Genomic DNA, 11906 nt, shown 5'->3' on the forward strand with positions numbered 1-11906 from the left:
TATGTCGCAAGCTGCTCTGAATGCACGGGAACGTGCCGCCGAAACCCGCGCTGCTCGCCGGAGCAACGGAGGCCAGTTAGCGGGGTTGGTTTTCCTGCTGATGGTGCTGGGAACCGTGCTATGGAGCGGCTGGGCCGTTGTAGGTTGGATGAAGGATGCCAGCCGTTTGCCACTGTCAAAACTGGTGGTGACCGGCGAACGCCATTACACCACCAATGACGATATTCGCCAGGCGATTCTGGCTTTGGGCGCACCGGGAACCTTTATGACGCAGGATGTTAACATCATCCAGCAGCAGATTGAACGGTTACCCTGGATTCAGCAGGCTAGCGTGCGTAAGCAGTGGCCGGATGAGCTGAAAATCCATTTGGTGGAGTATGTGCCGGTTGCCCGCTGGAACGATTTACACATGATTGATGCCGCGGGTAAGTCGTTTAGCGTGCCTTCGGAACGCATCGGCGGCCAGAAATTGCCGCTGCTGTATGGGCCTGAAGGCAGTGAACAGGATGTTCTGGAGGGCTACCGGGCGATGAGTAAGGTGTTAGCGGCCAATAAATACACGCTAAAAATGGCGGCAATGAGTGCTCGTCATTCTTGGCAACTGGCCTTAGATAACGATGTTCGGCTGGAGCTGGGGCGGGATGATCGCATGGGACGTTTGCAGCGCTTTATGGAGCTGTACCCCATGCTAGAGCAGCAGCCAGATAAACGGGTTAGCTATATCGACCTCCGTTATGACACCGGCGCTGCGGTGGGTTGGTCCCCGGTATTTATCGACCAGCAGGCTAGCAGCCAGCAGAACAGTAATCCGCAACAGAATCAGGCACAGGCAAAACAACAATGATCAAGTCGACGGACAGAAAACTGGTAGTGGGTCTCGAGATCGGTACGGCAAAGGTCTCCGCATTGGTAGGGGAAGTTCTGCCCGATGGCATGGTCAACATTATTGGGGTTGGCAGTTGCCCATCCCGTGGTATGGATAAGGGTGGCGTTAACGATCTTGAATCGGTAGTGAAATGCGTCCAACGTGCGATCGATCAAGCAGAGTTAATGGCAGATTGCCAGATTTCCTCCGTTTATCTGGCATTATCGGGTAAACATATAAGCTGTCAGAATGAAATCGGGATGGTTCCTATTTCAGAAGAGGAAGTAACTCAGGAAGATGTAGAGAACGTAGTGCATACCGCGAAGTCGGTACGTGTGCGTGATGAACATCGAATCCTGCACGTTATCCCTCAGGAATATGCCATTGATTATCAGGAAGGTATTAAAAATCCGGTTGGCCTTTCCGGTGTGCGGATGCAGGCCAAAGTACACCTGATTACCTGCCATAACGATATGGCGAAGAATATTGTCAAAGCGGTTGAACGCTGCGGTCTAAAAGTTGACCAGCTTATTTTTGCCGGTCTGGCCGCCAGTTATGCGGTATTGACCGAAGACGAACGCGAACTGGGCGTTTGTGTGGTAGATATCGGCGGCGGTACCATGGATATGGCGGTGTACACCGGTGGTGCACTGCGTCACACCAAGGTGATTCCTTACGCTGGTAACGTAGTCACTAGCGATATTGCCTACGCCTTTGGCACTCCGCCGACCGATGCGGAAGCGATTAAAGTTCGACACGGCTGTGCGCTCGGGTCGATTGTCAGCAAGGACGAAAGTGTAGAAGTGCCAAGTGTTGGCGGACGTCCTCCCCGTAGTCTGCAAAGACAGACACTGGCCGAGGTCATTGAACCACGCTATACGGAATTGCTGAACCTGGTTAATGACGAGATTTTACAGTTGCAGGAACAATTACGTCAGCAAGGCGTAAAACACCACTTGGCAGCAGGTATTGTGCTTACAGGTGGTGCGGCACAAATTGATGGCCTGGCCGCATGTGCGCAACGGGTGTTTCATGCCCAGGTACGTATTGGCCAACCGCTCAATATTACCGGGCTGACGGATTATGCGCAGGAACCTTACTACTCCACTGCTGTTGGGTTATTGCACTACGGTAAAGAATCTCATCTCAGTGGTGAGTCAGAAGTAGAAAAACGTGCCTCGGTGGGCAATTGGTTCAAACGTATCAATAGCTGGCTGAGAAAAGAGTTTTAATGTTTCAACAAAGAGATCATGCTGAACATATTTTTTGATCTCGAAGCGACAGGCACAAAACGGAGAGAAACTATGTTTGAACCTATGGAACTGACCAATGACGCGGTGATTAAAGTCATCGGCGTCGGCGGTGGCGGTGGCAACGCCGTTGAACACATGGTGCGTGAGCGCATCGAAGGTGTTGAATTCTTCGCCGTTAATACAGACGCTCAGGCGCTACGTAAAACGGCAGTTGGCCAGACTATCCAGATCGGTAGCGGTATTACCAAAGGTCTGGGTGCTGGTGCGAACCCGGAAGTGGGTCGTAATTCTGCGGAAGAAGATCGCGAAGCGCTGCGTGCAGCACTGGATGGCGCGGATATGGTCTTCATCGCGGCAGGTATGGGTGGCGGTACCGGTACTGGTGCTGCGCCTGTAGTTGCGGAAGTAGCAAAAGAACTGGGTATTCTGACAGTGGCCGTGGTTACCAAGCCTTTCAACTTTGAAGGCAAGAAACGCATGGCGTTCGCTGAGCAGGGTATCGCTGAGTTGTCTAAACACGTTGATTCATTGATCACTATTCCGAACGACAAGTTGTTAAAAGTTCTGGGTCGCGGCATCTCTTTACTGGATGCATTCGGCGCAGCTAACGACGTGTTGAAAGGTGCCGTTCAGGGTATCGCCGAACTGATCACCCGTCCTGGCCTGATGAACGTCGACTTTGCTGACGTGCGCACCGTGATGTCCGAAATGGGTTATGCCATGATGGGTTCCGGCGTCGCTTGTGGTGAAGATCGTGCGGAGGAAGCGGCAGAAATGGCGATTTCCAGCCCGTTGCTGGAAGATATCGACTTATCTGGTGCCCGTGGCGTTCTGGTCAACATCACCGCTGGTTTCGACCTGCGTTTGGATGAGTTTGAAACCGTAGGTAACACCATTCGTGCCTTCGCGTCTGATAATGCTACCGTGGTTATCGGTACCTCATTAGACCCGGAAATGAACGACGAGCTGCGTGTTACTGTGGTTGCGACTGGTATCGGCATGGACAAACGTCCGGAAATCACGCTGGTTACCAACAAGCAAACTCAGCCAGTGATGGATCACCGTTATCAGCAGCACGGTATGTCACCGTTACCGCAGGAAGTGAAGCCTGCGGCGAAAGTGGTGAACGACCAAACTGCTCAAACGAACAAAGAGCCGGATTATTTGGATATTCCAGCGTTCTTGCGCAAGCAAGCTGATTAATTTCCAAAAATTTGGTATCTCCGCTCTTTGTGCTAAACTGTCCCACCGATCTTCCTATATGCTAGATCGGTAGGATGGATAACATTGCGAGATAAAACGATGATCAAACAAAGGACATTAAAACGTATTGTTCAAGCGACTGGTGTTGGTTTACATACCGGCAAGAAAGTCACGTTGACAATGCGCCCCGCGCCGGCCAATACCGGGGTCATCTATCGTCGCACTGACTTGAATCCACCGGTTGATTTCCCGGCAGATGCAAAATCCGTGCGTGATACCATGCTCTGTACTTGTCTGGTCAACGAGCATGACGTGCGTATTTCTACCGTTGAACATCTCAACGCTGCTTTGGCGGGGTTAGGGATTGATAACATTATTATAGAAGTAAATGCACCTGAAGTGCCGATCATGGACGGCAGTGCCAGTCCATTCGTGTACCTGCTGCTGGACGCCGGAATTGAAGAGCTGAATTCAGCGAAGAAATTCCTGCGCCTGAAAGATACCGTTCGGGTTGAAGACGGTGATAAATGGGCTGAACTGTCTCCATTCAATGGATTCCGTTTAGATTTCACCATTGATTTCAATCACCCGGCGATAGATACCAGTACGCAGCGTTACCGCCTGGATTTCTCTGCTGATTCATTTGTGCAGCAAATCAGTCGTGCGCGTACTTTTGGCTTTATGCGTGATATCGAATATCTGCAGTCCCGCGGTTTGTGCCTGGGCGGTAGTTTCGATTGTGCCATCGTGGTAGATGATTACCGCGTTCTGAATGAAGATGGCCTGCGCTTCGAAGATGAGTTTGTTCGTCACAAAATGCTGGACGCTATCGGCGACCTGTTCATGTGCGGCCACAATATTATTGGCGCGTTCACCGCGTATAAATCTGGTCACGCACTGAATAACAAGTTACTGCAAGCCGTATTGGCAAAACAGGAAGCTTGGGAATATGTGACGTTCCAGGACGAAGCCGAAATGCCATTGGCATTCAAAGCTCCGTCTACGGTATTGGCTTACTAAAGCTACTTATCACGTTTGGTTGCGTTGGCACTCTCTCCGGCCAACGCAGCCAGTCGTTCCAAAATAGTCCTCAATTTCTCTGGGCTACGGCTCGCCAATCCTCGTAATTCCTTTGCACTTTCCAAACTCAAGTGACGTAATGGCGCTGACTCTTCGCTTTTTTGCGCGGCCTGAGCGGTTTCTTGTATTTTGTTCTGCCCTTTCGCCATTAACGCAGGATTAATCCTGATGTCGATTGAAGACAATGATGGTAGAATTTGCGCTCGTAGTGCAGAAAGCAGGTTAGATTGTTCGTAACGTAACCGCATTAGCCAACTGGCGTTGGCGGTTTCTAGCACCAAAATACTCTGTCGATAATTGGCCACACGGCACCAAGGCTGCAACTGTGACGGAAGCAATGCTTTTACCGCACGATTGAGCTTTAACAGTGCGACTGCGCGCTGCTGTACATTGTGCAGTGGGCCTTTCTCCGTTGCGGTCGCATCGTCGAACAGAACATCTAATAATTGTGGGCGGCTTTCACGCATTGACAGGGCTCCGGCGGATTTTAAACTTGTGATCGGTATTCTAAATCGTTGGCGACAATTTGGCAGACGTTATTTCTGGCCGCATCTCCTATTGGGGATGGTCGCGGCGAGTCTTGGCGTGCCGTCAAACTTGTCCAGCGGGCCAGATCAAACCGCACTGCCGAGTACATCTTCCAGCCAAAGCCGCCAAAATCACGGTGCGACCAACTTTAATAGTCTAGCTCTGCTGCAAGAGACGCATCGCCGTCCTTCCTTCAGCGTAGACTATTGGCAGCAGCATGCGCTTCGCACCGTCATTCGTCACCTTTCTTTTGCTCTTGCACCGCAGGTCGCCTATAGCCGCGTGCAGGAAGCCGAGACGCTAGAACAGGTAGAGCCGACGCAAATTCAACAGCTTGCGCTACTGGATACGCTTAATGCGTTGCTAACCCACGAGTCGCGGCCTCCGACCATCATTCGCTATACCAAACGAGCGCCTCAGCCCGTTTTATCCCTTCATCAACCCGGCTTATGGCTTGCGCAGGTACAAGGCATTCGTGCCGGACCGGTTCGTTACAGCTAGTTATTCCTCTGAAGTCTTTTAACTTAATGTAACCTTTGACCGCCGGTTTGGTGGTCTTGTAAGAGATATAAAGAATTATGCTAATCAAATTACTCACTAAAGTTTTTGGCAGCCGTAACGATCGAACCCTGCGTCGTATGCGCAAAGTGGTTGATGTGATCAACCGTATGGAACCGGACATGGAAAAACTGTCCGATGAAGAATTAAGAGCCAAAACGGATGAGTTCCGCGCACGATTGGCGAAAGGCGAAGTGTTGGAAAACCTGATTCCAGAAGCTTTTGCTGTGGTTCGCGAAGCCAGTAAACGCGTATTCGGCATGCGTCACTTCGATGTGCAGCTGTTGGGCGGTATGGTTCTGAACGAGCGTTGTATTGCAGAAATGCGTACCGGCGAAGGTAAAACTTTAACCGCAACGCTGCCAGCTTACCTGAATGCTCTGACTGGCCGCGGCGTACACGTGGTTACCGTCAACGATTATCTGGCTCAGCGCGATGCGGAAAATAACCGTCCACTGTTCGAATTCCTCGGCTTAACTATCGGTATTAACCTGCCGGGTATGACAGCTCCAGCGAAGCGTGAAGCCTATGCCGCTGATATTACTTACGGTACTAACAACGAATACGGTTTTGACTACCTGCGCGACAACATGGCGTTCAGCCCGGAAGAGCGTGTGCAGCGCAAACTGCACTATGCGTTGGTGGATGAGGTTGACTCCATCCTGATCGATGAAGCGCGTACTCCGTTGATTATTTCTGGCCCTGCGGAAGACAGTTCCGAAATGTATATTCGGGTTAACAAACTGATTCCTAAACTGATCCGTCAGGAAAAAGAAGATTCCGATACCTTCCAGGGTGAAGGCCACTTCTCGGTAGATGAAAAGTCCCGTCAGGTGCATTTAACTGAACGTGGCTTGATCATGATCGAGCAGATGTTAGTGGAAGCCGGCATTATGGACGAAGGTGAATCTCTGTACTCACCGGCCAATATTATGCTGATGCACCACGTAACCGCCGCGCTGCGTGCCCACGTACTCTTTACCCGCGACGTTGACTACATCGTTAAAGATGGCGAAGTCATCATCGTTGATGAACACACTGGTCGAACCATGCAAGGCCGCCGCTGGTCTGACGGCCTGCATCAGGCCGTTGAAGCCAAAGAAGGGGTGGAAATCCAGAACGAAAACCAAACGCTGGCTTCCATTACTTTCCAGAACTATTTCCGTATCTACGAAAAACTGGCCGGTATGACCGGTACTGCGGATACCGAAGCCTTTGAATTCAGCTCTATCTATAAGCTGGATACCATTGTGGTTCCAACCAACCGCCCAATGATACGTAAAGATCTGCCGGATCTGGTCTATATGACTGAAATGGAAAAGATTGGCGCCATCATTGAGGATATCCGCGAGCGTACTGCTAACGGCCAGCCAGTGCTGGTTGGTACGATTTCCATCGAGAAATCCGAAGTGGTCTCTGCTGAACTGACCAAAGCCGGCATCGAACATAAAGTTCTGAACGCTAAATTCCACGCCATGGAAGCCGAAATTGTGTCTCAGGCGGGTCAGCCGGGTGCGGTTACCATCGCGACCAACATGGCCGGCCGTGGTACCGATATTGTGTTAGGCGGAAGCTGGCAGAGTGAAATCGCACAGTTGGAAAATCCGACTGAGGAGCAAATTGCCGAAATTAAAGCCGCATGGAAAATTCGTCACGATGCGGTTCTGGCATCCGGCGGTTTACACATCATCGGTACTGAACGTCACGAATCCCGTCGTATTGATAACCAGCTGCGCGGTCGTGCGGGTCGTCAGGGTGATGCCGGTTCTTCACGCTTCTACCTGTCAATGGAAGATGCGTTGATGCGTATTTTTGCCTCTGACCGTGTGTCAGGCATGATGCGTAAACTGGGTATGAAACCGGGCGAAGCCATTGAGCATCCTTGGGTAACCAAAGCGATTGCTAACGCACAGCGTAAAGTCGAAAGTCGTAACTTCGATATTCGTAAACAGCTGCTGGAATACGATGATGTAGCCAACGATCAGCGCCGTGCAATCTACAGCCAGCGTAACGAGTTGCTGGACGTGTCTGACGTTAGCGAAACTATCAACAGTATTCGTGAAGATGTGTTCAAAGTTACGCTGGATAGCTACATTCCGCCGCAATCTTTGGAAGAAATGTGGGATGTTGAGGGGCTGGAACAGCGTCTGAAAAACGACTTCGATCTGGATATGCCGATTGCGCAATGGCTGGAAGATGAACCACAGCTGCATGAAGAAACCCTACGTGAGCGTATTCTTCAGCAGGCAATTGACGTTTACAAACGCAAAGAGGAAGTTGTCGGCGTTGAAATGATGCGCAGCTTCGAAAAAGGCGTGATGCTGCAAACGCTGGATTCCCTGTGGAAAGAGCATCTGGCAGCGATGGATTATCTGCGTCAGGGTATCCATTTACGTGGCTATGCGCAGAAAGATCCTAAGCAGGAATATAAGCGCGAATCTTTCGCTATGTTTGCTGCGATGCTGGAATCTCTGAAATATGAAGTGATCAGCGTGCTGAGTAAAGTTCAGGTACGTATGCCGGAAGAGGTCGAAGCGCTGGAAGTTCAACGCCGTGAAGAAGCTGAGCGTTTGGCCAGACAGCAACAGCTGAGCCATGAAAATGACAATAGCGCCCTGATGTCTGAGGAAGAGGTGAAAGTTGCAGCCAGCCTTGAACGTAAAGTGGGCCGTAACGATCCTTGCCCTTGTGGTTCAGGTAAGAAATATAAGCAATGTCATGGCCGTTTGCAGAAATAAAGCTGCGATTAGCCAGCAATAGTTAAAACAGTAAATAGCGGGGCGGCCAAATAGACCGCCCTTCTTTTTGCTTAATATCGCGGAATCAGGATGTGAACGTGAGATAAACGAGGAATATCAGAATGAAACATTTGCAGATCGCCGTGGGTATCATCCGTAATGCGCAACGCGAGATTTTTATTACCCAGCGCGCGGCAGATTCCCATATGGCGGGTTTCTGGGAGTTTCCCGGAGGGAAAATAGAACAGGGTGAAACCTCGGAAATAGCTTTGTATCGTGAGCTATTGGAAGAGGTCGGTATTGTTGCGCAAAATGCGGTGCAGATAACCACTCTGGAACATCGTTTTCCTGACCGAATTGTCACTCTCAGTTTCTATCTGGTAGAACAATGGCAGGGCGAACCTTTTGGTCGGGAGGGCCAGCCGGTGCGCTGGGTTAAGCAAGAGGAGTTACGGGCTGAGGAATTCCCAAAGGCTAATCTATCGATAGTTGAGTTACTGGTTTCTCAGGCATAATCACACTCAGATTGGAGCACACAATGCGTGGCTCCAATCTGTGAGCGCATTAGCGCGGATCTTCCTCACTCCATTCATCGCTATCTGAGAGTTCTCCCTGACTTGGAATACGCTTCTCTTCATCGGCCCACTCGCCAAGGTCGATCAACTGACAGCGTTTGCAGCAAAAAGGACGATACGGGCTTTGCTCGCCCCAAATAACGATTTTCCCGCAGGTTGGGCAATTAACCTGTATTTCAGTTGAATCCATATTCTCTCCTAAAACTTGCTTACTGTATGACAACACAGCCATAAGCATCAATAAGTGCAAAAGTTAACAACAGGCCAACTCAAAGTTTAAGCGTGCGGGTACAGTGCCATTCTCGCTATCCAGCGGTAGGAAACGTATCGCGTAGCGGGTTTTGTGGCCGGAAACCTGCGGATAAAGCTGATGTTCCATGGAAATTCGCAGTCGCAATAAATCAGCGCCGTCGGCATTATCCTGGAAGAATCCATTTAGGCTGATTTGGTTGCGCAACGGGCCAGACTGGCGAATTAAATCCAGAATCATGGTTAATGATTGATTCAGCGGAATTAACGTACCAAGTAATTCATTGGTATGCTGATTGCGTTGTTCCTGCGGCAGATGCAGCCAAATATGTAGCGTAGGCAGATCGAAACTACAACAACCGCCTGGAATACTGAGCCGTTGGCGAACCAGACTAATCATGCGATCTTCTTTCAGCGACTGTCCGATACGCGGTGCGGACATCAGCACTGATGCCCGGCTTTTCAGCTGAGCGCGTAATTCATCAATCAACGCCATATCGACACCGGGAACATCAGCCCAGGCCTGAAGTTTTTGCTGCTGACGCTCAAGTTCTTTGAGTAAATCAGTGCGAACTTCCCCCCTTTCAAGCACATCGATCAGATCGGATGCGGTGCGAAAAAACGTTAAGGCGCTGGCGATATTATCCAGATTTCGCTGACTTTCTAACTGTTGCAGCAAAAACTCAATACGAAGCCAGGTGCGCATTTTTTCATTCAGCGGGTGTTCAAAAAGTACAGTTGAGGTGAGATCACTCATCGGTGTAAATCCTGTTGGGTCACCGTCGCCAACCTTAAATACCGGTGATGAAGCGAGGCAACGAGCGGTGGGATCGTGGAAGGATCGCCGCTATTGTCGATAATGTCATCCGCACAGGCCAGACGCTGTTGCCGCGTGGCCTGCGAAGCTAAAATATGTTCTGCCTGCTGACGGCTGATACCGTCTCTTGCCATGGTGCGTCTAAGCTGAATCTCAGGGGTGACATCCACGACCAATACTCGGTTAGCTCTATGGCTCAGGTTATTCTCAACCAGTAAGGGGACAACCCAAAGTACATAAGCCGCTTTTGCAGCTGCGAGCTGACGCTGAGTTTCTTGCTGAATCAGTGGATGCAACAGCGCATTGAGCCAGTTTTTTTCCATCGGGTCGCTAAAAATCTTTTCCCGCAGCTTGGCTCTATTCAGGCTGCCGTCTGCCAGCAGGATAGAATATCCATAACGGGCTTTAATCTCATTTAACGCCGGCATTCCAGGCTCAACAATCTGTCGGGCAATGATATCCGCATCAACCAGCGGTACGCCGAGATCGGCAAAAGCATTAGCAACGGTACTTTTCCCACTACCAATTCCGCCTGTAAGAGCAACAATATAGGTCATTACATTGCCTTGCATACTGCCGTTGAATACCCGAATTGTAACTGAAAGCTGTGTGTAAGACATAGCGCGGATGCATTCGGATTTTGAATCTGTCTTTAATGCCTATTCTCTGGCCGAGGGAGTATTTTTTATATCAATATTGCTGATAGTTACGCTGCTCGGAATAGTGTAACCAGACGAACCAGTCAGGAAGGGAAAATGCATGGTTTTCAGGTAATTTGTGGGAGTGTAGCCTAAATAAAGTTAAATTCGCAGTCTTGCCGAAGAATTATTCCTGCGTATGATAGCTTCACTGGAAATGGCGTCTATTACGCCCGATCTCATCATGCGATCCATCGCCAATAACCAGGAAACCAAAGCCATGCGTATTGAAGAAGGTTTGAAATTAGGTTTTAAAGATGTCTTGATTCGACCTAAACGCTCCACGCTGAAAAGTCGCTCCGCAGTTGAGTTAGAGCGTCAGTTTACCTTCAAACATTCAGGCTATAAGTGGGCTGGTGTACCCATTATTGCAGCGAATATGGATACCGTCGGCACCTTCCGCATGGCTGAGGTTCTCTCCTCATTTGATGTTCTTACCGCAGTACATAAACACTATTCCGTTGAACAATGGGCCGATTTTGTTCGACGTGTGCCTGAATCGGTACTGCGCCACGTCATGGTTTCTACCGGTACATCTCAGGCAGATTTTGCCAAAATGAAGCAAATTCTGGCGCTTTCTCCTGCGCTGAAATTTATCTGTATTGATGTAGCCAATGGTTACTCTGAGCACTTTGTTGCTTTCCTGCAACAGGCTCGCGAAGCTTGCCCTGACAAAGTGATTTGCGCAGGTAATGTAGTCACAGGCGAAATGGTTGAAGAACTGATTCTGTCTGGCGCCGATATTGTAAAAGTAGGGATTGGCCCAGGTTCGGTTTGTACAACCCGAGTGAAAACTGGCGTGGGTTATCCGCAGCTTTCTGCCGTGATCGAATGTGCTGATGCTGCTCACGGTTTAGGTGGGCAAATCGTGAGTGACGGTGGTTGTTCCGTTCCTGGCGACGTTGCCAAAGCGTTCGGTGGCGGCGCAGACTTTGTTATGTTGGGCGGTATGTTAGCCGGTCACGACGAATGCGAAGGTAAAGTGGTTGAAGAAAACGGTGAGAAATTCATGCTGTTCTACGGTATGAGCTCTGAGTCAGCGATGAAACGTCACGTTGGCGGCGTAGCAGAATATCGTGCCGCCGAAGGTAAAACCGTGAAGCTGCCATTGCGTGGCTCAGTGGATAATACCGTTCGCGATATCATGGGCGGGCTGCGCTCTGCTTGTACTTATGTCGGTGCTTCTCATTTGAAAGAGCTGACCAAACGCACCACCTTTATCCGCGTTGCTGAGCAAGAAAACCGCGTATTTGGCAGTAACTGAGCTAAATAAACTTAATCGGTTTACGCTGAACGAGTGTTTTATATCGCTGATAGTGTGTGATTAATTGATTATTAAAGA

12 protein-coding genes are annotated in these 11906 nt (G+C 49.9%); 8 read left to right on the forward strand and 4 right to left on the reverse strand.

Annotated features, from left to right (window positions below):
* Position 1: 1 nt before the first annotated feature.
* The 4 genes from ftsQ to lpxC all read left to right on the forward strand — a co-directional run bounded on the left by ftsQ (position 2) and on the right by lpxC (position 4341).
* Positions 2 to 844: a cell division protein FtsQ gene (ftsQ, locus tag PL78_RS14035; protein WP_049598796.1), complete on the forward strand. Its 843-nt coding sequence runs from the start codon at positions 2 to 4 to the stop codon at positions 842 to 844.
* Positions 841 to 2097 (forward strand): cell division protein FtsA, encoded by a 1257-nt coding sequence (gene ftsA / locus PL78_RS14040; protein WP_049598793.1) that lies wholly within the window; start codon positions 841 to 843, stop codon positions 2095 to 2097. The genes ftsQ and ftsA overlap by 4 nt, the downstream gene beginning before the upstream one ends.
* A gap of 72 nt (positions 2098 to 2169) precedes the next feature.
* A complete protein-coding gene (ftsZ, locus tag PL78_RS14045) occupies positions 2170 to 3321 on the forward strand; it encodes a cell division protein FtsZ (protein ID WP_064516425.1) in 1152 nt (383 codons plus the stop codon).
* A gap of 99 nt (positions 3322 to 3420) precedes the next feature.
* Entirely contained in the window at positions 3421 to 4341 is a 921-nt protein-coding gene (gene lpxC, locus PL78_RS14050) for a UDP-3-O-acyl-N-acetylglucosamine deacetylase (RefSeq protein ID WP_049598790.1), read from the forward strand.
* A 2-nt stretch (positions 4342 to 4343) separates the two neighbouring features.
* On the opposite strand, the gene PL78_RS14055 is transcribed toward lpxC, so the two are convergent.
* Positions 4344 to 4868, reverse strand: coding sequence for a DUF721 domain-containing protein (locus PL78_RS14055; protein WP_064516428.1), 525 nt, complete (start codon positions 4866 to 4868; stop codon positions 4344 to 4346).
* A 28-nt stretch (positions 4869 to 4896) separates the two neighbouring features.
* Between PL78_RS14055 and secM the strand changes: the two genes are divergently transcribed.
* The 3 genes from secM to mutT all read left to right on the forward strand — a co-directional run bounded on the left by secM (position 4897) and on the right by mutT (position 8740).
* Entirely contained in the window at positions 4897 to 5430 is a 534-nt protein-coding gene (gene secM / locus PL78_RS14060) for a secA translation cis-regulator SecM (RefSeq protein ID WP_064516430.1), read from the forward strand.
* Between the two features lie 77 nt (positions 5431 to 5507).
* Complete coding sequence (secA, locus tag PL78_RS14065) at positions 5508 to 8225, forward strand: preprotein translocase subunit SecA (protein ID WP_064516432.1); 2718 nt, start codon at positions 5508 to 5510, stop codon at positions 8223 to 8225.
* Between the two features lie 122 nt (positions 8226 to 8347).
* Complete coding sequence (mutT, locus tag PL78_RS14070) at positions 8348 to 8740, forward strand: 8-oxo-dGTP diphosphatase MutT (RefSeq protein WP_064516433.1); 393 nt, start codon at positions 8348 to 8350, stop codon at positions 8738 to 8740.
* A 49-nt stretch (positions 8741 to 8789) separates the two neighbouring features.
* On the opposite strand, the gene yacG is transcribed toward mutT, so the two are convergent.
* The 3 genes from yacG to coaE all read right to left on the reverse strand — a co-directional run bounded on the left by yacG (position 8790) and on the right by coaE (position 10423).
* Positions 8790 to 8990, reverse strand: coding sequence for a DNA gyrase inhibitor YacG (gene yacG / locus PL78_RS14075; RefSeq protein ID WP_064516434.1), 201 nt, complete (start codon positions 8988 to 8990; stop codon positions 8790 to 8792).
* Positions 8991 to 9053: 63 nt separating this feature from the next.
* Positions 9054 to 9806 carry a cell division protein ZapD gene (gene zapD, locus PL78_RS14080; RefSeq protein ID WP_064516435.1) on the reverse strand — a complete coding sequence of 251 codons (753 nt, stop codon included), beginning with the start codon at positions 9804 to 9806 and terminating at the stop codon, positions 9054 to 9056.
* Positions 9803 to 10423, reverse strand: a complete 621-nt coding sequence (gene coaE / locus PL78_RS14085; RefSeq protein ID WP_064516437.1) for a dephospho-CoA kinase — start codon at positions 10421 to 10423, stop codon at positions 9803 to 9805. Before coaE ends, zapD begins: the two co-directional genes overlap by 4 nt.
* A gap of 361 nt (positions 10424 to 10784) precedes the next feature.
* Here coaE and PL78_RS14090 point away from each other — a divergent pair, with 361 nt between their 5' ends.
* A complete protein-coding gene (locus tag PL78_RS14090) occupies positions 10785 to 11828 on the forward strand; it encodes a GMP reductase (RefSeq protein ID WP_064518448.1) in 1044 nt (347 codons plus the stop codon).
* The last annotated feature ends 78 nt before the right edge of the window (positions 11829 to 11906 follow it).

It is taken from the genome of Yersinia entomophaga (genome assembly GCF_001656035.1).
In the GTDB taxonomy this organism is placed as follows: Bacteria; Pseudomonadota; Gammaproteobacteria; order Enterobacterales; family Enterobacteriaceae; genus Yersinia; species Yersinia entomophaga.

Bases quoted from the DNA above. Each gene is read 5' to 3' on its own strand.
- ftsQ (WP_049598796.1), top strand. From the start codon at position 2: ATGTCGCAAGCTGCTCTGAATGCACGGGAACGTGCCGCCGAAACCCGC.
- ftsA (WP_049598793.1), top strand. From the start codon at position 841: ATGATCAAGTCGACGGACAGAAAACTGGTAGTGGGTCTCGAGATCGGT.
- ftsZ (WP_064516425.1), top strand. From the start codon at position 2,170: ATGTTTGAACCTATGGAACTGACCAATGACGCGGTGATTAAAGTCATC.
- lpxC (WP_049598790.1), top strand. From the start codon at position 3,421: ATGATCAAACAAAGGACATTAAAACGTATTGTTCAAGCGACTGGTGTT.
- PL78_RS14055 (WP_064516428.1), bottom strand. From the start codon at position 4,868: ATGCGTGAAAGCCGCCCACAATTATTAGATGTTCTGTTCGACGATGCG.
- secA (WP_064516432.1), top strand. From the start codon at position 5,508: ATGCTAATCAAATTACTCACTAAAGTTTTTGGCAGCCGTAACGATCGA.
- mutT (WP_064516433.1), top strand. From the start codon at position 8,348: ATGAAACATTTGCAGATCGCCGTGGGTATCATCCGTAATGCGCAACGC.
- yacG (WP_064516434.1), bottom strand. From the start codon at position 8,990: ATGGATTCAACTGAAATACAGGTTAATTGCCCAACCTGCGGGAAAATC.
- zapD (WP_064516435.1), bottom strand. From the start codon at position 9,806: ATGAGTGATCTCACCTCAACTGTACTTTTTGAACACCCGCTGAATGAA.
- coaE (WP_064516437.1), bottom strand. From the start codon at position 10,423: ATGACCTATATTGTTGCTCTTACAGGCGGAATTGGTAGTGGGAAAAGT.
- PL78_RS14090 (WP_064518448.1), top strand. From the start codon at position 10,785: ATGCGTATTGAAGAAGGTTTGAAATTAGGTTTTAAAGATGTCTTGATT.